This window comes from Brevibacillus sp. HB2.2 (assembly GCF_013284275.1).
GTDB classification, from domain to species: Bacteria; Bacillota; Bacilli; order Brevibacillales; family Brevibacillaceae; genus Brevibacillus; species Brevibacillus brevis_D.
The window spans coordinates 87,370-107,055 of sequence record NZ_JABSUV010000004.1; the positions used below are offsets into that span (position 1 = coordinate 87,370).

At 47.5% G+C, this 19,686-nt stretch carries 16 protein-coding genes and 2 pseudogenes; 15 read left to right on the forward strand and 3 right to left on the reverse strand.

Annotated features, from left to right (window positions below; translation table 11 throughout):
- Positions 1-9 precede the first annotated feature (9 nt).
- The 12 genes and pseudogenes from HP401_RS04040 to HP401_RS04095 all read left to right on the forward strand — a co-directional run bounded on the left by HP401_RS04040 (position 10) and on the right by HP401_RS04095 (position 14,353).
- Positions 10-909: a GHMP family kinase ATP-binding protein gene (locus tag HP401_RS04040; protein ID WP_173604158.1), complete on the forward strand. Its 900-nt coding sequence runs from the start codon at positions 10-12 to the stop codon at positions 907-909.
- A 27-nt stretch (positions 910-936) separates the two neighbouring features.
- The gene (locus HP401_RS04045; RefSeq protein WP_173604159.1) at positions 937-2,208 is read left to right on the forward strand and encodes an MFS transporter; all 1,272 of its coding nucleotides are present in this window, start codon (positions 937-939) and stop codon (positions 2,206-2,208) included.
- 51 nt (positions 2,209-2,259) lie between these two features.
- Positions 2,260-3,787: pseudogene (locus tag HP401_RS04050) on the forward strand (lyase family protein).
- Entirely contained in the window at positions 3,777-4,829 is a 1,053-nt protein-coding gene (locus HP401_RS04055) for a PLP-dependent cysteine synthase family protein (protein ID WP_173604160.1), read from the forward strand. The pseudogene HP401_RS04050 and the gene HP401_RS04055 overlap by 11 nt, the downstream one beginning before the upstream one ends.
- Positions 4,804-6,060, forward strand: a complete 1,257-nt coding sequence (locus tag HP401_RS04060; protein WP_173604161.1) for an ATP-grasp domain-containing protein — start codon at positions 4,804-4,806, stop codon at positions 6,058-6,060. Before HP401_RS04055 ends, HP401_RS04060 begins: the two co-directional genes overlap by 26 nt.
- On the forward strand, positions 6,057-7,112 hold the full coding sequence (ltaE, locus tag HP401_RS04065) for a low-specificity L-threonine aldolase (protein ID WP_173604162.1): 1,056 nt from the start codon (positions 6,057-6,059) through the stop codon (positions 7,110-7,112). Before HP401_RS04060 ends, ltaE begins: the two co-directional genes overlap by 4 nt.
- Before the next feature lie 208 nt (positions 7,113-7,320).
- Positions 7,321-9,066, forward strand: coding sequence for a peptide-binding protein (locus HP401_RS04070; protein ID WP_173604163.1), 1,746 nt, complete (start codon positions 7,321-7,323; stop codon positions 9,064-9,066).
- Positions 9,067-9,152: 86 nt separating this feature from the next.
- On the forward strand, positions 9,153-10,124 hold the full coding sequence (locus tag HP401_RS04075) for an ABC transporter permease (RefSeq protein WP_064202008.1): 972 nt from the start codon (positions 9,153-9,155) through the stop codon (positions 10,122-10,124).
- The gene (locus HP401_RS04080) at positions 10,121-11,101 is read left to right on the forward strand and encodes an ABC transporter permease (protein WP_173604164.1); all 981 of its coding nucleotides are present in this window, start codon (positions 10,121-10,123) and stop codon (positions 11,099-11,101) included. Before HP401_RS04075 ends, HP401_RS04080 begins: the two co-directional genes overlap by 4 nt.
- Complete coding sequence (locus tag HP401_RS04085) at positions 11,077-12,123, forward strand: ABC transporter ATP-binding protein (protein ID WP_173604165.1); 1,047 nt, start codon at positions 11,077-11,079, stop codon at positions 12,121-12,123. The genes HP401_RS04080 and HP401_RS04085 overlap by 25 nt, the downstream gene beginning before the upstream one ends.
- Positions 12,120-13,094, forward strand: a complete 975-nt coding sequence (locus HP401_RS04090) for an ABC transporter ATP-binding protein (protein ID WP_173604166.1) — start codon at positions 12,120-12,122, stop codon at positions 13,092-13,094. Before HP401_RS04085 ends, HP401_RS04090 begins: the two co-directional genes overlap by 4 nt.
- 173 nt (positions 13,095-13,267) lie before the next feature.
- Entirely contained in the window at positions 13,268-14,353 is a 1,086-nt protein-coding gene (locus HP401_RS04095) for a DUF5050 domain-containing protein (RefSeq protein ID WP_173604167.1), read from the forward strand.
- A 58-nt stretch (positions 14,354-14,411) separates the two neighbouring features.
- Here HP401_RS04095 and HP401_RS29810 read toward each other — a convergent pair.
- Positions 14,412-14,690: pseudogene (locus tag HP401_RS29810) on the reverse strand (hypothetical protein); the annotation flags it as partial.
- Between the two features lie 561 nt (positions 14,691-15,251).
- Here HP401_RS29810 and HP401_RS04100 point away from each other — a divergent pair.
- Together HP401_RS04100 and HP401_RS04105 are read left to right on the forward strand one after the other, a co-directional pair.
- Positions 15,252-16,082, forward strand: coding sequence for a hypothetical protein (locus tag HP401_RS04100; RefSeq protein ID WP_015893411.1), 831 nt, complete (start codon positions 15,252-15,254; stop codon positions 16,080-16,082).
- Positions 16,083-16,094: 12 nt separating this feature from the next.
- Positions 16,095-16,277 carry a hypothetical protein gene (locus tag HP401_RS04105; protein ID WP_015893410.1) on the forward strand — a complete coding sequence of 61 codons (183 nt, stop codon included), beginning with the start codon at positions 16,095-16,097 and terminating at the stop codon, positions 16,275-16,277.
- Between the two features lie 73 nt (positions 16,278-16,350).
- Here HP401_RS04105 and HP401_RS04110 read toward each other — a convergent pair whose 3' ends face one another.
- Together HP401_RS04110 and HP401_RS04115 are read right to left on the reverse strand one after the other, a co-directional pair.
- Positions 16,351-17,646, reverse strand: a complete 1,296-nt coding sequence (locus tag HP401_RS04110) for an MFS transporter (RefSeq protein ID WP_173604168.1) — start codon at positions 17,644-17,646, stop codon at positions 16,351-16,353.
- A gap of 231 nt (positions 17,647-17,877) precedes the next feature.
- Positions 17,878-18,777, reverse strand: a complete 900-nt coding sequence (locus tag HP401_RS04115; RefSeq protein ID WP_173604169.1) for a sigma-70 family RNA polymerase sigma factor — start codon at positions 18,775-18,777, stop codon at positions 17,878-17,880.
- A gap of 251 nt (positions 18,778-19,028) precedes the next feature.
- Between HP401_RS04115 and HP401_RS04120 the strand changes: the two genes are divergently transcribed.
- Positions 19,029-19,670: an NAD(P)H-dependent oxidoreductase gene (locus HP401_RS04120; protein WP_173604170.1), complete on the forward strand. Its 642-nt coding sequence runs from the start codon at positions 19,029-19,031 to the stop codon at positions 19,668-19,670.
- Positions 19,671-19,686 lie beyond the last annotated feature (16 nt).

Below are 19,686 nucleotides of genomic sequence, written 5' to 3' on the forward strand. Positions count from 1 at the left end.
GGGGCCTCTATGAGCATGATAAAGACGAGTTCCATTCGTAATTTTCCTCAAACAACAGACGTAGGCATCGGAGCAGCTAACGGTACTTTTGGGGAGCTTCTGCAGGGGATTCTAGGGGAAAATAATCGGGATTTTCTAGTGACTTTGCCTATAAAAAATGCGTCCTATGCTACTTTTTATTCTATTCCATCCTTACAAGAGATCGTCATTGTACCTCGTTCCAAGCAAAAATCGAAAAAACTCGTAGAAAAAATACTCAAGCATTATAGCTTTCCGGCTGGCGGAATTTTGGAGATCAATTCGGAACTCCCAGTAGGAAAAGGCATGGCAAGTTCATCGGCAGATCTGGTGGCTGCCTCCAGAGCAGTAGAAAATTGTTTTCATATAAAAATGGAGCCTGCTTTACTGGAGTTGTTTTTATCGACAATAGAGCCGACTGACGGAGTGATGTATGAAGGAGCTGTTGCTTACTACCATAAGGAGGTCAAGCTCCGAGAATATCTTGGGGAGCTCCCCCCCTTGTGTATTGTAAGCATTGATGAAGGGGGAACAATTGATACGGTAGAGTTTAACAAGCAATCAAAACCGTTTACCAATGAGGAAAAGATGGAATACAGTCTCTTGCTGCAAAAAATCACGAAAGCGATCAGAGAAAGAGATGTCCACACGATAGGCGCCGTGTCGTCCAGAAGTGCGATCTTGAATCAAAAAATTCTGCCTAAGAAGCTATTGCCTGAAGTCATGGAGATCAACGAAAAAATTGGAGGGTTAGGAACGGTTGTGGCACACAGCGGGACCAGCCTCGGTATTTTATTGTTGAAAGAAGAACCTGACTTCTATCAAAAGCTCGAACTGGGGTATAGATGGTTAAGCGAATTGAATAAAGAAGTGCATGTGTACCACACGTAGCGTTCGTATTGGGAGTGGATGATCGAGATGGAACAGCCAGTAAGCGTTAATGAAAAGGTATCTTTTCGGGCGTTGCTGAGCTTGAAAAGTTATCGCTATTTAATCTTTTCGCAATTTGTCTCGAATATGGGAGATGGAGTGTATCGATTAGCGCTTATTTGGCTAATGAAGGTTTTGACGGAAAGTCCTTTGTTAATGTCGATTTTATTGGCAGCGGAGACCATTCCATTGATCATATTCGGATTGTTTGCGGGCGTTATTGTTGACCGAGGAAATAAAAAGAGGATCATGGTCGTTTCGCATTTATTGAGAGCAGCGCTCATTTTGTGCATCGTTCTGTTGTTTTTGTTTAATAGGCTACATCCTGCTGCACTGATCATCATTGCCGTTTTGCTGACCACAGTCAGTGCCTTCTTTCGGCCAGCACTCACGGTAGCGATTCGGACACTGGTTCCCGAACAACATATGACGCAAGCCCAAAGTTTATCGCAGATGATTCAAACGATTGTCAGTCTGGCGGCTCCGGCAATGGCAGCGGGGTTGATCGCGTTTGGAATGGAATACGCTTTTATTTTGAATGTCGTCACCTATTTGTTAGGTGCACTGATTATTTTATGGATTAACGTGAAAGAGCTTGTCATTTCTACTGTCAGTGAGTTTACAGCCAAGATGATCATGACGGATTTGAAGGATGGAATCCATGCGATTACGAAGCATGATTTTTTGCGAAATTGCATGATTTATTTTACCATCCTCAATTTTTTGACGGCTCCAGAAGCGATTTTGCTGCCACTGGTCGTTACCAATGTTACCGAATTGGCCATGCTCGAGATCAGCTTTTTTATCGGGATTTTGCTTGGGTCCCTCTGTATTAATTATTTGAATCGATACGATGCGATTATTTACATTTGCTGCGGCATTAGTCTGTTCAGCATCGGAATCGGGATGTTTGCGTTTGGCATTCCGCTTGTTTGGCAAGTCATTTGTGTATTTGTGAATGGAATAGGCTCCGCATTTGTGAATATCAAAATGGGTACGCTGATCACCTTGATGGTGCCGAAAGAAGTCTTGGGAAGAGCATCGAGCTTAATTAGTGTAATGGTTCTGTGCGCTATGCCTGTTTCGGTCTTCCTGGTAGGTTTGACTACTGGTCTTGTTTCCATATTTACCATCTTTGGAATCATTGGCGGAGCGGGACTTCTCATTGTGGTTCTCATGCTGATGAATCCACACTTGAGAATGAAAAAAGAACAAAGCTACGAGTATGTGGAACAAAAATCAGGAGGTATCCCTCTTTAGGGCAACTCCTGATTAGATCGTTACTCAGTCGGAAGCGAGGTGTACTTTTGCATGAGTGTAAAATTAACGGGCCGTATAGCTTCGACACCAAGCCGCCTCTTGCATGATGAAGTATTGGAGCCACAGTTCAAATATGAAGTCGATCATTTGCTGCCTGGGTATATTCAGATTGAATTCGCCATGCTGTTGGAATATGTCAGGATGGGCTTGATTACACGACAAGACGCTTTGTCTATCGCACAGGCACTTCAGACCGCTACACCAGAAACAATCGCTCCTGACCCCGGACGGAACATGTCTGATATCTCTTTTGCCCTCGAGCGCTATATCGAAGGTTTGCTCCCGAGACCGGTACCATGCTGGCATATGGATCGCAGCCGCAATGATGTCCAAGCGTGCGCCCAGGTGATGTTTGGTCGTAGGCAATGGCTGGAGACGATAGAAGAATTGGGACAGCTGATTCAATCGATGCATACACTGGCTGTTCAATATCGTTCGGTTCCCATGCCGGGATATACACACTACCAATCCGCACAATTAATTACCCCCGGATTCTATCTTTCCTCTATGAACAGTGAATTTTTGCAAGCCATGAATCGATGGATACAAATTTATGACGAAATAAATCAGTGCCCGCTTGGGGCAGGGGCCATGGCAGGAGTGGAACTGCCGTGGGACCGTCAACGATTGTCCAAGCTGCTAGGGTTTCGACAGCCTCGGATGAGTGCGTTGTCGGCGGTTGCGTCTCGGGAGTGGGTCTTGAGGATGGCAGGAGAGCTGTCGACCTTCTCCGTATTGATCTCCCGGTTTACAACAGATTTGATTCAATGGGGCAGCAGCGAAATGAACTTCCTCCAATTGCCGGATGAGCTATCCGGAATCTCTTCTGCCATGCCACAGAAAAGAAATTTCCCGATCCTGGAGCGTATCCGGGGGAAGAGTGCGCATCTAACGGGATTTTATATGGATATGGTGCTCGGTCAGCGCAATACAGCTTTCACGAATCTGGTAGAGACGTCCAAAGAGGCGGGTACTCATCTTCTGAGGTTGTTTCAACAAACCAAAACGCTCTTGCGCCTGTTAAAGGCGGTGATCGATCATTTGCAATTCAATGAGGATCGTTTGCTCCATATATGTAAACGGGACTTCTTTGGAGGATTTACTCTTGCGAATTTGCTGACGCTGGAGCATGGGATTCCGTATCGCACAGCACAGGTAATCGCAGGCAGATACATCGTGGGCGCGCTGGAACACGGTGTATCGCCGGAGCCGGGAGATCCACGGCTACTCGATGAAGCTTGCGCGGAAGCAGGCTTTCAAATACCAGATACGGCCGCACTCCTCGCTGCTTCCTTCGATGTGCAGGGCGGCTTGTATGCGAAGAAATCAGCGGGCTCCACGAACCCGGAGGAAGTACAGCAGATGCTGACAGCACAGAGGGAGCATGCGGAGGAGCTGCAACGGGAATGGCAAGATCGACAAGGGCAATTGCAGGCGATCGAAGAAAGGCCGGGAGAGGGTAATGAAGAGGCTTCTTTCTGGCAAGCAAGGGAAGGATGTGAGCGTAGATGCGGTATGAACAGTTGGCAGATACGATCGGGGATACCCCTCTGGTCAAGTTGAGACTTGATGAAAGAGCAGTGGGCTCCGTATTTGCAAAGCTCGAATTAATGAATCCGTTCGGTATGAAGGATCGTGTAGCCAAGCAGTCGATCCTGGCAGCGATACAGTCGGGAGAACTTCAGGAGGGCATGCCGATTATCGAGAGCTCGTCAGGAACGCTGGCTTGCGGCTTGGCCTTGGTTGGGCGTCAGTTGGGGCATGACGTACACATCGTGACTGATCCGAGAATTGACCCGATTACCTATGCCAAGTTGACCTCGCTTGGCTGCCACGTTCACGTAGTTTCGCAGATGGGAAAACAAGGGTGGCAAAGCGCCAGACTGGAGCGGCTCCAAGAATTAATGAGCGAGCATCCAGGAGCGTTCTGGCCTCGACAGTATGATAATCCGGAAAATCCGCGTGCCTATGCTGCGCTGGCATCCGAGTTGATGCAAGACCTCGATCGAATTGACGTGCTTGTTGGTGCAGTCGGCAGCGGAGGTTCCTTGTCCGGGACCGCAAGAGAATTGAAGCGGCATTTTAAGGAGCTGCGCGTCGTGGCGGTCGATGCAGCAGGGAGTGTGATATTCGGACAGCCCGATCAGCCGACGCGTCTACAAGGTGGCTTGGGAAACAGCTTGATCGCCGAGAATGTAGATTTTTCCATGATCGATGAAGTGCATTGGTTGAACGATGCTGAGGCATTTGCGGCTACGTTGCAGTTGGCGCGTAATGAGCATATTTTTGCTGGCAACAGCTCAGGTTCCGTGTATGCCGTAGCCAACTGGTTAGCGAGCCAGGTCGGGAGTGAGTGTAATATCGTCGCCATATTGCCGGATCGAGGGGATCGGTATGTCGATACGATCTATAGCCACTCTTACCGGGAGAGCAAGGGTCTAATGCAGACGAACCTGCGAGACACGCCGCAATGTGTGGAACCAAAGACAGTCGTGACTAGCTGGTCCTATTCTAAATTGATGGGGATGTATCCGAATGAACAAACACTTTCTGTTCGTTGAAGCGAATACGACGGGGACAGGTATGCTTGCTATGAAAAAGGCGCGCGAATTGGGGTTTACACCCGTATTTTTCACAGAGAAGCCTGAACGTTACCACGGTTTGAATGAGTTGGAATGTCACATAGTCGTGACAGACACAAATTCCCAAGCAGAGCTGACTGACAGTGTAGCACAGGTGAGTAAGGAAGGCAGGGAGATAGCCGGAATCATGTCGACAAGCGACTATTACCTCGAATCGGTTGCCAAGCTGGCCCGGAAATTCGGTTGGACAAGCAATTCGTTGGAGGCAATTGAGGTCTGCCGCAATAAAGCAATATTTCGCGAGAAGCTTCAGAGGCATCAAGTGTCTCAGCCTACATTTTTGGCAATAAGCTCTATGGAGGAATTGCTGGAAGCGCGGTCTTCCATTTCTCTGCCCTGCGTGGTGAAGCCCGCTGACGATAGCGGGTCCAATAACGTGCGGCTGTGCTTTAGCTGGGATGAAGTGGAGCATATGGCAGCGGAAATCCTTGCCATCAAGTACAATGCGCGCGGTCAGGAAACAGCTCGGACAGTTCTTCTCGAGCAGTATGTCGAGGGCCCTGAATTTAGCGTGGAGACGTTTTCATGGCAAGGGCAATGCTTTATTATCGGCATTACCCAGAAACGGTTAACGGGATATCCATTTTTCGTGGAAGCAGGGCATATTTTCCCTGCACCGTTGTCCGTAGAAGAGAAGCAGGAGATCGAGCGAACAGTGGAAAGGGCATTAGCGGCGGTGAAGTACCAGTTCGGTGCTGCCCATACGGAAGTGAAGTGGACATCAGCAGGTTGTGTTGTCATCGAAGTCAACGCAAGGCTTGCCGGTGGGATGATTCCAGAGCTGGTTCGCCGCTCCACGGGGATTGATCTGCTTTTGCAACAGATTCGGTGTGCGGCTGGACTTGCGCCTGAATTGTCTCAAACCATCGAAGAGCAACGCTATGCAGGCATTCATTTTCTCGTTGCTGAGAGTCAGGGAACCTTTAGCGGGATACATGGAATGGATACTGTTTGTAACCTGCCGGGGATTGCTGAGGTAGCGATTCATGCAAAAATCGGACAAAACGTCCAGCCTCCGCAAAATTTTTCGCATCGTCTCGGCTATGTCATCGTGGAAGGCAAGCAATACAGCGAGACGGCTGAGCTGATCCAGCAGGTAAAAGACGGCCTGAGAGTACAAGTAGGTCAGCGATTGGAGAGTGGGGTATGAAACCGTTGATAGAATTGAGAAGCGATACATTCACTTTGCCGACAAGTCAGATGATGGATGCCATTCAAGAGGCGGTACTCGGTGACGATGTGTATGGGGAAGATCCTACGGTTCGCCAATTGGAGCAAGAAGCGGCACGGAAGCTGGGCAAAGAGGCAGCCATTCTCATGCCGAGTGGAACGATGGCCAATCTGGCGTCCTTACTGGCGCATTGTCCGCGCGGTTCCAAAGTCATTGTAGGCAATGAGACGGACATTTACATCTATGAAGCGGGTGGTGCGGCTGTGTGTGGTGGCATTATGTACGAGCCGATTCCGACGCAGCCAGATGGAAGGTTGGACATCGCTGATATGGAAAGGGTATTTCCGTTGGAGCCAGAAGATCCACAATTCGCACTGCCTTCCCTGATCTGCCTGGAAAACCCACATAACCGGATGGGGGGACGTGTCCTGCCGCTGTCTTATTTGGAAGAGGTTCGCGCATTTGCAAACGAAAAGTCGGTGCCTGTTCATATGGACGGTGCACGCTTGTTCAATGCGGCTGTTGCTCTTGACGTGGATGCAGCTGAGATTGCTCGTTATGCGGATTCCGTGCAAATATGTCTGTCGAAAGGGTTGTCAGCACCGATTGGTTCCCTTGTCGTCGGAACAGAAGACTTTATTCAGAAAGTGTATCGTCTGCGCAAAATGCTGGGTGGCGGCATGCGTCAGGCAGGGATTATTGCAGCGCCAGGCCTGGTTGCCTTGCAGCAAATGACGGATCGATTGGCAGTCGATCACGCTAACGCCCTACGCTTGGCACGTGGTCTGGCAGAGATTCCAGGAATCGTGACTCATGTGGAAGATGTAGAGACCAATATTGTGTTCTTCCAGATTGAACACCCAGTCCATACGTGGCAGACCTTCATAGAAGCAGCGCAAGCACATGGGCTGCGCGTAGCGGAGCTCGGTCACGGCAGAATTCGAGCGGTGACTCATTCTGGTATTGAGACAGCGGATATCGACAAGGCGCTAGTCATTGTACGTGAACTGTTGCAGTTCCAAACGGTGTAGAGCAGATAGGTTCGCTCCCCCTCTATTTGAAGGGGGATTTATTATTAAGGTTTATAAAAGAATATAAAATCATCTGATTTTTTCAAATCTTTTAAAGGGAAAATATTTTCAAATAACAGAAAATTATTTAATATTAAAAAGACAGGCCTTGGGATGTATTACCCGTTATGGAAAAGGCTTGAAAACATGTGAAAGAGGGGGAAATGATTTGAAAAAAGGGAGAGGTTGGTTAAAGCCGTTGGCGTTGCTCTCTTTAACCGGCGCGCTATTGGTCGGTTGCTCAAGCGGGAACAATGCTTCGCCAGGAACTACAACACCAGCACCAACAAAAAAACCGGTGGAGCAGGTGGCTCCTCAGGCGACCAGTACGGATGATGAGAAACCAATAGACGGTGGAACGTTTACGCATTCTACAACGTCTGACATCGTCACGCTCAATCCGATTTTCGGGAATGATACAGCATCCGGCGACGTTATGGAGTACACTCAGGCGTATTTGTACAATCGGAACCCGTCTTTTGATTTAGCAGTTTACCCTTGGTCCCTTGCAGCCGAGTTGCCGAAAATAAGCGAGGATGGCCTCACCTATACCATCAAGATGAAGAATAATGCGAAATGGTCTGATGGAACGCCAATCACGGCTGACGACTTGATTTTTACCATTAATGCCATCAAAACTCCTGAGACTGGATCACCAGAAATTACGAAATACGACAAAGTTAATGAGATGAAAAAGCTGGATGATTACACCGTAGAAATCAAATTGAAACAATTGTACGCTCCATTTGCTTTTGGATTAATGCAAAAGTTGGCACCAGCCCATGTGTTGAAAGACGTACCGTTTAAAGATTTGCAAGCACATTCTTACGGAAAAGATCCAGCCAAGACACCTACTTCCGGACCGTACAAATGGTCCGAGTGGAAACAAAAGGAATTCCATGTGCTAGATGCTAACCCAAATTACTGGGGTGAAAAGAAGCCGCATATTCAAAAGGTTGTGTACAAAATCTATGCGGATCAAAACACACAAGTACAGGCTCTGATGAAAGGCGACGTTGACTTGGTAGATTCCATTCCTGTCACGCAGCTCGAAGCGGTGAAGGCGAAAGGAACGATCAACATTTCGACGGAGCCAGGTCCTAGCTATGAATATTTTGCCTTCAACTTTGACAAGAAGAACTTCCCGAACAACTACGGGTTGTTTGAAGGTCAAAAAACGCGTCAGGCCATTGCCCACGCAATCAATCGTCAAGGTATTATCGACAATATCTTGAAAGGAACCGGAAAAATTATGGATGCACCGTTCCTGCCAGGTACATGGGCAGACCCGGGCGATGCAGCAGTCCATTACGAATATAGTGCAGAGAAAGCAAAACAATTGCTGAAAGAAGACGGATGGGTAGCCGGGGCAGATGGAATTCTTGCCAAAGACGGCAATCGCTTCTCCTTTGAATTCATTTTCAACTCGGGGAACAGTCGCCGTGAACAGGCAGCAGTCGTTATTCAGCAAAACCTGAAAGAGATCGGAATTGAAGCGAAGCCAAAAGCATTAGACTTCTCGGCTCTTGTCGATCAGTATGCCAACCCTGGTAAATTCCAGGTTCTGTTACTCGGCTGGCAATTGTCTGATCCAGATCCGGATGGTATTTCTACTTTCGGGAAAAAGGCATTCCCGCCTGGCAACAACGCTGGCTGGTACGACAATCCGAAGCTGGATGCGCTCTGGGAAAAGGCTGTATCTACTGTAAAACAAGAGGAACGCGCTGCAATCTATAAAGAAGTCGGAAAAGAAATCTCGACGAACCTGCCATACGTATTCATGTATCAGTACGGAACGCCACGAGGCATGACTTCTCGCGTCAAATATAAGGATGAGTTTAAACCAGTATCCATGATTCCGTATGGGGAGACCTTTGGCTTCCTGAACTGGTGGATCGACGATACCAAAAAATAAGCTCGGCTTGTAGCGGTTAGCAATAGGAAAAGGGGGAAGGGCAGCCTTATTGCCCCTTCCCCTTTCAAACGAAAGGAGGATGCTGATTGACTGAATATTTAGTACGTCGCGTACTACAAGCCGTGCTTGTTTTATTTTTGATCACAGTAGTTTCGTTCGGACTCATGCATGCAGCACCCGGAGGGCCGCTAAAAGTCATGCTCTCACCGGGAATGTCTCCTGAAGCACAGCTTATTCAGATGAAAAATATGGGGTTGGATCAGCCTGTCTATATTCAATACATGAAATGGGTCGGTAATTTGCTGCAAGGAGATTTGGGCCATACCTTTAAAAATAACGTTCCTGTTGGTGATATTTTGTGGCCGACGGTTTGGAATACGTTTGTGCTCATGTCTGTAGCGTGGGGACTTTCCATGCTGATCGCCATTCCTTGGGGCATCTACAACAGTACAAAGCAATACGGTCTATCTGACCAGATCGCTTCCATCGTTGCCTATCTCGGATTTGCGATGCCGACCTTCTGGTTTGGGATAATGCTCCAACAGTATTTCGCGATGCAGTTGAACCTGCTCCCACTATCTGACATGTACACGATGGGAAAAGAGGGACAAATAAGCGACCTCATTTTGCACTTGATTCTACCTGTTACGGTGTTAACACTGGTGAACATCGCAGCCTATGTCAAATATACGCGCGCCAGTATGCTGGAGGTTTTGGAGCAAGACTATATTCGGACGGCACGTGCCAAAGGGATGAAGGAAAGACGCGTGATTTTCCGCCATGCTCTGCGGAACGCATTGATCCCTGTCGTGACGATCATCGGATTGGATTTGCCGACGCTGGTAGCAGGTGCAGCATTGACAGAAAGTGTATTTAACTGGCCAGGCATGGGCCGTCTGTTTGTAGAAATGGCTGTAGCGCGTGAGTATTCTGTGTTGATGTCGATCACGTTGCTGATTTCACTGATGGTGATTATCGGAAACCTGTTAGCCGATTTAATCTACGCACTGGTTGATCCACGAGTGCAGCTTGGACGTAAAGGAGGCAGGGCAGCATGAGTCAATTGCAGCTTCAAGATGACACTGTTGTTGAACCGAATCGGCCAGGTGGACAGCTTCCGACAAATTCTGTTGGGGAAAAGCCTCCTGGGCTATGGAAAACCGCGGGCAAAAAATTTATGCGTAATCCGTATGCGGTTGGTGGCTTGATCGTGCTCCTGTTTTTTGTTGGGATCGCCGCGGGTGCCGATTGGGTTGCACCGCATGATCCGGCAAAGGTTGATTTTATGATTACCAATCTGCCTCCTGGAACAGAAGGGCATGTGCTCGGAACCGACGAGCTCGGTCGTGATATCTTGTCCCGCCTCATTCATAGCAGTCGGGTGTCTATGCTGGTCGGCTTCAGCGTTGCTTTTGCTGCGGTCGTCATCGGGACGCTGATTGGAGCGATTTCTGGTTACTTTGGCGGCTGGATTGATACCTGCTTCATGCGTCTCGTGGACGTGATGAACTCCATTCCGAGTCTGTTTTTTAACATTCTGGTTTTGGCGCTTTTCGGAGCGGAATTTGTCTACATGATCCTGATTTTGTCGCTGACGAGCTGGACAAGTGTGGCACGTCTGGTGCGCGGGCAGTTTTTGCAGCTACGGGAAATGCAGTATGTGGAAGCGGCGAGAGCGATCGGCGTTTCACACTGGGGCATTATTACGCGTCACCTGATACGCAATGCGATGGCTCCCATCATTGTGTACGCGACTCTCATGGTGGGTTCGGCCATTCTGTCAGAGTCAGGTCTCTCCTATTTAGGCTTGGGGATTCAACCACCTGAAACAAGCTGGGGATTAATGCTGAGCAAGGCACAGGAATTCATGCTGGTCGATCCTTTGCAAGCACTTTATCCTGGTCTTTGTATTTTACTCGTGGTTCTAGCGGTGAACTTCGTCGGAGACGGCATCCGCGATGCATTCGACCCACGGAAGAAAAAGAAAAACCCGAAAAGGAGGCTGAACAAGTGGAACGCAACATCCTCGAAATAAAAAATTTGACCACTTGCTTCTTTACGGATGACGGCACGGTCAAGGCCACGGATCGAGTGAGCATCAACGTTGGCAAAGGACAGACGGTGTGCTTGGTAGGGGAATCCGGTAGCGGGAAGAGTGTGACGTCACTTGCAGTCATGCGACTGATTGATTATGCGGGTGGATTTATTCAGAGTGGGAACGTCATGTTTCACGGTCAGGATCTGGCGGCAAAGGACTTGGATGAAATGATGCACGTTCGCGGAAACAAAATCGCGATGATCTTCCAAGACCCGATGTCGGCTCTCAATCCGGTGTTTACGGTAGGAGACCAAATTGCGGAGAGCTTGATGCTGCATCAAAATATGAGCCAGCAGGATGCGTTCAAAAAAGCGATCGATATGCTTCGTTTGGTTGGGATCCCGGCGCCGGAAGTACGAGTGAAACAGTACCCGCACGAAATGTCTGGAGGGATGTGCCAACGTGTTGTCATCGCGATGGCCCTGGCTTGCAACCCAGAAATGCTGATAGCAGACGAGCCGACAACAGCTCTTGATGTAACGGTTCAGGCGCAAATTTTGGATTTGCTCAGACGGCTGCAAAAGGAATTGGGCATGTCGATTTTGCTGATCACCCATGACATGGGGGTAGCAGCAGAGATGGCGGATCGAATCGCGGTGATGTATGCAGGAACGATTGTGGAGGAGGGAACGGTCGAACGGATATTTGACGAGCCCCGGCATCCTTACACGATTGGCTTGCTGCAGTCTATTCCCGGATTTGAAGGAGAGCGCGGCGGAGAATTGTACACCATCCAAGGCACCATCCCGAGCATCACTCAATTGCCGACGGGCTGCCGTTTTCATCCGCGTTGTCCGTATGCGATCGACAAATGCCGAAAAGAGGAGCCCATTTTGCGCGAGGTTGTTACGGGACAACAAGTGGCTTGCTGGTTGAACGAAGATGTCAGCAACCAATTCAGAATAAATCAGCGTGCCGATTCAGTCGCTGGAAGCAAAGCAGAGGTGAACCGCCAATGAACCGGGATTATTTGATCGAAGCCAACCATATCAAAAAGTATTTTCCGATTAAGGCCGGCTTGTTGAGCCGTGTCATCGGTCATGTAAAAGCCGTAGATGATGTATCTTTTGGAATTCGACCAGGGGAGACATTTGGGCTCGTGGGGGAATCCGGCTGCGGGAAGTCGACACTGGGGCGTGTCGTACTGAATTTACAAAGGGCGACAAGCGGAGAAGTGCTGTTTGACGGAACCAATATCCATCAGGTGAATAGACAAGAGAATTTGAAGCTGAGACGGGATATGCAGATTATTTTTCAAGACCCGTTTGGTTCGTTGAATCCACGATTTTTGGTAAGTGATATTATTGGAGAGCCTTTGCGGGTTCATCTGCGGGCTTCTGCAAAGGAAATGGATGAGCGAGTAGTCGAGTTGATGAGTCTGGTGGGACTCGATCCTTCGAGACGAAATCGGTATCCGCATGAGTTTTCCGGCGGACAGCGGCAACGGATCGGTATTGCGCGGTCAATCGCACTCTCACCACGGTTTATTGTGGCGGATGAAGCTGTTTCTGCGCTGGATGTGTCCGTACAGTCACAGGTTTTGAACCTGATGATGAAATTACAAAAAGAGATGGGGCTGACCTATCTATTTATCGCGCATGGTCTGAATGTGGTACGCCATATTTCTGATCGGGTAGGCGTGATGTACTTGGGGAAAATGGTGGAGATTGCACGAACGGATGACTTGTTTGCACAGCCACTGCATCCGTATACGGCGGCATTGTTGTCGGCGATTCCGAAGCCCACTCCGCATCGTAGACAAGAGCGGATCGTCCTGCAAGGGGATGTACCATCTCCGGCCAATCCGCCGTCAGGTTGTCGTTTTCATCCTCGTTGTCCGATGGCGCAGGAGAGATGCAGCAAGGAGATTCCCGAGCTCATAGAGGTTGGGCAGGATCGGCAGGTCGCGTGTCATTTCCCTTTAGCATAGAGAGAAAAAGAGCCACCTATGATGGGTGGCTTCTCTGTTTTTCCAAATTATTCAAATTGAGATAGACAAAGTAAATTTGGTTTGGTACATATAAATCAGTGTCGACGGATGTAAATAAATGAAGGAAATATCCGCTGTGTTTTACTTTATTAGGCCATGAAGGGGAGAGATGCATGGTGCAACATAAAGGGAATTGGATGATCACCATTGCGATGGCAGTATGTCTGATTGTGGTTCTTGGCTTTGGCAATCAACAAACAATGGCGACTGCGCCAACAAAAAAAACAGTGATAAACGTTTTTGGCAGCGATCCTGTCAATATCAATTCACACCGAAGCTTTGTCGCCGTTCAAGGAGAGTGGATTTTTTATAACAACGATGGCTTATACAAAATCAAACAGGATGGAAGCTCTCTTCAAAAGTTGAGCAGTGATTGGGCCCATAATCTGAATGTGGTAGGGGACTGGATTTACTATACGCGCAATAAGCCTAGGAAAGAAATCTATCAGCTTGAGATGCCCCATTTCGATATCAATGATACGTATGAAGATGTGACGGAGCTCATGAAAATCAAGACAGACGGCAGTTCGAAAACAGTCATCAAAAGTGGAAGCCTTGCGGAAGGGGATCGCAATAACGTATATAGCTTGTACGTAGTGGGAGATATCATCTATTACGCAGATGGTTATGGTCCTTTGTACAGTATGGACACGAACGGAAAAAATCAAAAGAAGTTGCTTGATCAGTTTGAGAAAGTTTATTTCTATCAAGATTGGATTTTTTACACCAATGAGAGTCGTCAACTATACAAAATGAAGCGGAATGGAACGCAGAAAAAGCTCGTAAGCAAAGACAAAGAGCTGACCCTTATCGGTTTGTCTGGTGATTTCATTTACTACACAAAATGGGTAAACGATAAAGGCGTCGTCGATGTTTATAAAATCGGACTGAAGGATGGGAAAATCTCTCTCGTCAAGAAAGGGTTGCCTCCAGCAGAAAATCCGATTATTGTTGCTGGGAAGCATCTATACTACATCTCAGAAATAAAGGACGCACATACGGTAGGCCGAATGAATATGACGGACGGCAAGACAACCCCACTGTATCCATTGGCCAGCAATTCCAGCCAAACAATAAACATCGGGGGAGATTTCATCTTTTTTTACGACTATCAAGCTTCCGATCATGACAAAAAAGATATATTCAAAGTGAAGATAGGCGAAAACAAAGTGGAAAAGGTGACTCCAAAGGCAAAGTAAGGATAAGAGCCACCCCAAGGCGGGTGGCTTTATTGTTATGGGCTAATTCCTCGGGGCATGCAGCTGGGACACGCATGCCGACGATGCGTAACAAAACAAGTATTAAAATCAAATCTAGCGGCGTGACAATTACCTACGAATTAATGGCAGTCACAATCAAGAACACGAGCATATACTGATACGGTATCTTCACTTTCTTCTCCAGGCCGCCATTCAGTTTGAAGGCGAGAACGTCAAGCATAAAAAAACATTCAACTGGATTTGGGACCAGAGGTAATAAGCCAGTGGCAAGGGGTGGTTCAAGGTAGGGCAAGTCTACTTGATCTATCGAAAATCCGCGCGATGGCAATGATATAGGAAAGTGGTTTCATTCTTCGCTATTATGGAATTCATTCTGACTAACTCCTTTTCGCTTGGATTATCCTTAATTAAGGCAAGGATTGAGGATGTCAATGGTGTCAATGGGAGCGACATTGTCTGTAACAAAACCGTCACGAACAGTGGAAAAGCAGCACCCAGAAGAGGGGTCTAAACAAAATCAGAACGGCATAAGGTAAGGGGTATTACCAAGACGGAAGAAGGTCATGATGAGCATTTCGTGTTTGATAGCGGTGAAAAATGGGCAGACCAATAAGGGAGCATTACGTTACGAATTACACCTAGTATACCGATAGGGGGAACGTGCAATTGTTGAGTTCATTTAAACCACTGAAGAGAATTGAAGAGAACAGCAAGATTATACAGCAGACGATCCAGTACATAGGTAATCAAAAAGTTAGTACGATAACGATAGAAACGCCTAAAAAACTACCTAAATGTAGGTAGTTTTTTCCTATTTGTAGAATCTGAATAAAATGTTAAAATAATGTAAAACTTTACCAGAAGGAGAGGTTTACAGGTGCTAAAGAATCTCGTGCAGAGCCATGTAAAGATTGTTTTTTCTGTTCTTGGCATCTTGTTCGTTCTGGTCTCATGGCTCGTATTTGAATTGTTAAAAGGTTTGCTGCCAGATTTGATAGCAGTCATACATAAGTGGATGTTTCAACCGATTGAATGGCTGTTTATCCTGGCACCGCCACATGAGGAAAACAAGCTAGCTTCATTAGGCTCTGTTCTAGGCTTGTCTATCTTGTATTCCGCTATTTTGGCAGGAATGGTATTCATCGTTTTGTTCATCTGCAACAAGATTAGAGGGAACGAGATCGAGTTCCAGATGGAAGTGAAATATTGTGAGAAAGAATTGGCCAATGCGATTTACAGCTTGGATGGGAGCGGTCAATCAACAGCTATTATTAATGCGAATGCGATCACGTTTATGAAGGCATTTGAAATGGAAGTAAAGACGATTTATGGTTTGAAACCGGACGAGCTATGCTGCTATTGGATCGTACCTACGAATAATGACAAGCAGTTTGAAGTGTTTTACTTAACTGAGTTGAAAGATTTTGATACAGTACGTACGCTACTACTGTCTTCTATGCTTCAAGAGGATTGCAGAATTGCCGATAAACAAGTAAAGGGACGAATTCAAAACACGGACATCGAACAATTTGCAATTGTGAAAAATTTCGGCAAGTTCCGACTTGGATTTGCGGTCGCTGTTTACAAGAATGACACATTTACTCCCGAAAATATGCAGGAGTTCGAGCGGTTGACAACGTATATGTTACTATTAGGGTTTGTTACCAAGTTTGTGAATAAGGTCAAAACTTTAAAGAGAGCTAGTTAGGAGTGGGATACGATGAAATTAGCTGAGTTCTTCGCGAAAAGAGGTAACGAAACTGCTGTTTACTCGAAAAATCTCTCTTCCAAGAAGAAGATTCCCAACAGCAAATTTACTCCTGGCTTCGCTAGCTTAAAACAGATTATAGATGAGCATAGTCCGAGTGAAGGACATGATAATAAAGTGGTCGGAGGAAAATGACACTGCCTGTGAGCAGTGTTATTTTTTTTTGGATACCTTTGGATAGAGAAAAAGCCACCTGATGAGGGTGGCTTTAGTTTTGGGAGATCTCTACACGGTGTTTGCTTTTTCTGTGGGACCATATCAGGACAGGGACTAGCAACAGCGATAATGCGCCTCCGGCAAGCGAAAGTGTTGCGTAGCTGGCATTGGCGACGACCATACCAGACAGGGCTCCACCGGATGCACCAGCCAAGGCAATCAAGACATCAACCGTTCCCTGCGTTTTCGCGCGAGTGGCGGGTTGCGTTGCATCCACGATGAGCGCTGTACCGCTAATTAATCCAAAATTCCAGCCCAGTCCGAGCAGCACAAGAGCGGTGATGAGTAGCGGCATCGAATCGGCTGGGGCAAAAGCAGCAGTCAGGCTGGCTGCAAGCAGTATGACACCTGAAGCATAGGCCATTGTGGAGCGACCGATCTTGTCAACGAGTACACCCGTCAAGAGCGAGGGAAGGTACATCGCACCGATATGAAAACCGATGACGATGCCTACCTCGGAGAGACCATGTCCGTGGTGTTTCATATGTACAGGCGTCATCGTCATAATGGCGACCATGACGATCTGCGTCAAAATCATGACGGTGGCTCCCACGATGATTCCCCGGTTGTTGCTTGCAAGCTCATTCCCATTCAGACAGGCCGACGAGCTCTGATTCACCTGTTGTGCTTCGGCGATTGCTTTCGAAACGATGAACGGGTCCGGGCGAAGCAGTACCCAAAATACGAGACCTGCGAGGATGAAGGCTGCGGCCCCCAGGATGAAAGGGCCAGCCAATGCGGGGACACCGATGGATGTAGCGAATCGTCCCATGACTTCCACCAGGTTTGGTCCTGCAACGGCCCCGAATGTAGTGGAGACCATGGCAATACTTACGGCAGTCGCTCGCTGTTTAGGCTTTGCTAAGTCTGTGCCTGCATAGCGGGCTTGCAGGTTAGTAGCGGTGCCAGCCCCATACAAAATTAAGGAAGCAAATAGAAGGACAATACTGTTTTCGACGGCTGCGAGCACCACCCCAATTGCCCCAATCCCTCCGGCTAAAAAGCCGCTAGCGAGCCCTAAACGGCGTCCAAAGCGTTGAGAGAGTCGACCCACTAGCAATGCAGCAACAGCAGAGCCAAGCGTGAGCAATGCGGCAGGGATGCCCGCGAGACTCTCCGAACCGAGCATATCCTGAGCGAGGAGAGCTCCTACGGTGACACCTGCCGCAAGTCCTGCACCGCCGAAAATTTGTGAGATGACGACAATCCAGAGCGTTCGTTTGTATAGTCTTTGCTGCTTGTCTGGGGAGTCGATGTAGCTTTGTAAATCTTCAGGTTTGAGTGACATCTGATCCACCTTTCTATGGAGCGAAAGCTTTCGTAAGTTATGAAATTTCAGTCATTGCTTCGTGTGGAAATGAATGGGTAATTTGCATTCAGTATAGTATTGGCGACGGGTAAACACAAGGAGAATCCAGTTTAGGAAACACTTTGCAAAAGCGAAAACACCGGACATTTTCTATCCGGTTAGAGTGCAGAAAAAGTCCCCTTCTGTAAAAAGGGGACTTTTCATACGGTTTTAGACGAGATCATCTGTATACCGTGGCACATCGGTGTTCAATACCTTCAGATCCAGATGACTGATGCGCTCAGGATCGGAGATTAAGTCGACTTCGGTAATCTTTCCGTAATTCATTGTAAACTTGAGTACGTAAAGCAATTTTCCTTGAGGAGCCACAATGATTCCTACTGATCCGTTAACGAGGGCTAATTGTGCTGCTTTCTGTGCGCGTCCCGAAACTTGTTTCGCTAGAGCAACCGCTCCTCGCGTTACTCTTGAAGAGCCTGTTTGACGATCGTCACGAAGAATAACGTGCGGATCGAGCGCAGCTACCAGAGTATCGAAATCGCCTACATGTGCTGCAGCAAGAAAAGCTTGAACGACGTCGCGTTGGAGAGCAAGGTCTACTTCCTGCATTGCTTTCGCCCCGCGAATTCGGTGGCGTGCCCTGCTTGCAAGTTGTCTAGTAGCGACCACCGACTTACCTAAAATAGGCGCAATCTCATTGTAGGGCATGGCGAAAACATCGTGCAGCACAAACGTGATGCGTTCGGCAGGGTTCAAATTACCAAGAACGATTAGAAGTGCAATACCGACAGAATCAGCCAATATGGTTTCTTGTTCGGGGTCAACAATATTCTCTTGGCTTGTGAAAGCATCGGGCAATTGAGTTTCTATCGATTCTTCGCGCCTAGATTTTCGCGAGCGTAACATGTCGAGGCAAACCCGTGAAACAACGGTGGTCAACCATCCTCCCATGTTCTCAATGCCGCTTGCATCCACACGACTAAGACGTAACCAGGACTCCTGTACCGCATCCTCCGCTTCGTTCAATGATCCAAGCATTCGATACGCGACTGCCTGAAGGTGCTTTCGGTGTGATTCGAATATATTTGCCAACCAAACCTGTTCGCTCATCCTTTAAACTCCCTCGCGCAAAAATAAAAAAGCCAATATAAATTCTGACGGATGAAATCTTAACAATGTGACAAATACCGGTTATTTAATTTTGTCACAAGTCCCGGGGGGCGATTCGTCAACATAGTAAGGAGCCTAAATCGGTTCTAAGCAAAATGGGAGGAGTGCTTCACATGCAATCCTAACGTTTCTACCAGACAGATCGTAACCGTTTCTGCGAGCAAATAATAGTTGAAAGTGGGTACTACATTATGGCAACAGTATTACATATTACGGCAAATCCACACGATCATGAAAAGTCATACAGCATGTTAGTAGGTAAAGAGTTTGTACAGACTTATCGATCTGCAAATCCAAATGATGAAGTTATTCATCTTGATCTGTATAAAATGGATATACCGCAACTTGATCTCGATGTTTTTAGTGGTTGGGGCAAACTGAAAGCTGGTATTGCATTTGATCAATTGACCGAAGCGGAGATAAGGAAACTCAGCCGTATGGATGAGTTGGTAGACCAATTTGTTGCCGCAGATAAATATATATTTGTTACTCCGATTTGGAATTATTCGTATCCACCGGTTATGAAATCATACATTGACTCCATTTGCATAGCGGGTAAGACTTTCAAATATTTACCGGATGTCGGCCGAGTTGGCTTGTTGAGTGATAAAAAAGCCGTTCACATTCAAGCTAGCGGAAGCTTCTTGTCACCAGGCTCAGAGGATGCAGACTTAGAAATGGGTCACCGTCACCTGAAGCTCATTATGGAATTCGTTGGACTTCCTACTCTTGAGGCGATATTTGTGGAGGGCATGGCTGCGAAACCCGAGCAAGAGCCTGCGATAAAAGAAAAGGCGATGCAACAAGCGCGCGAGATTGCCATGAAATTCTGACGACTGCCCCTTTTGG

Bases quoted from the DNA above. Each gene is read 5' to 3' on its own strand.
- HP401_RS04040 (WP_173604158.1), top strand. From the start codon at position 10: ATGAGCATGATAAAGACGAGTTCCATTCGTAATTTTCCTCAAACAACA.
- HP401_RS04045 (WP_173604159.1), top strand. From the start codon at position 937: ATGGAACAGCCAGTAAGCGTTAATGAAAAGGTATCTTTTCGGGCGTTG.
- HP401_RS04055 (WP_173604160.1), top strand. From the start codon at position 3,777: ATGCGGTATGAACAGTTGGCAGATACGATCGGGGATACCCCTCTGGTC.
- HP401_RS04060 (WP_173604161.1), top strand. From the start codon at position 4,804: ATGAACAAACACTTTCTGTTCGTTGAAGCGAATACGACGGGGACAGGT.
- ltaE (WP_173604162.1), top strand. From the start codon at position 6,057: ATGAAACCGTTGATAGAATTGAGAAGCGATACATTCACTTTGCCGACA.
- HP401_RS04080 (WP_173604164.1), top strand. From the start codon at position 10,121: ATGAGTCAATTGCAGCTTCAAGATGACACTGTTGTTGAACCGAATCGG.
- HP401_RS04090 (WP_173604166.1), top strand. From the start codon at position 12,120: ATGAACCGGGATTATTTGATCGAAGCCAACCATATCAAAAAGTATTTT.
- HP401_RS04095 (WP_173604167.1), top strand. From the start codon at position 13,268: ATGGTGCAACATAAAGGGAATTGGATGATCACCATTGCGATGGCAGTA.
- HP401_RS04105 (WP_015893410.1), top strand. From the start codon at position 16,095: ATGAAATTAGCTGAGTTCTTCGCGAAAAGAGGTAACGAAACTGCTGTT.
- HP401_RS04110 (WP_173604168.1), bottom strand. From the start codon at position 17,646: ATGTCACTCAAACCTGAAGATTTACAAAGCTACATCGACTCCCCAGAC.
- HP401_RS04115 (WP_173604169.1), bottom strand. From the start codon at position 18,777: ATGAGCGAACAGGTTTGGTTGGCAAATATATTCGAATCACACCGAAAG.
- HP401_RS04120 (WP_173604170.1), top strand. From the start codon at position 19,029: ATGGCAACAGTATTACATATTACGGCAAATCCACACGATCATGAAAAG.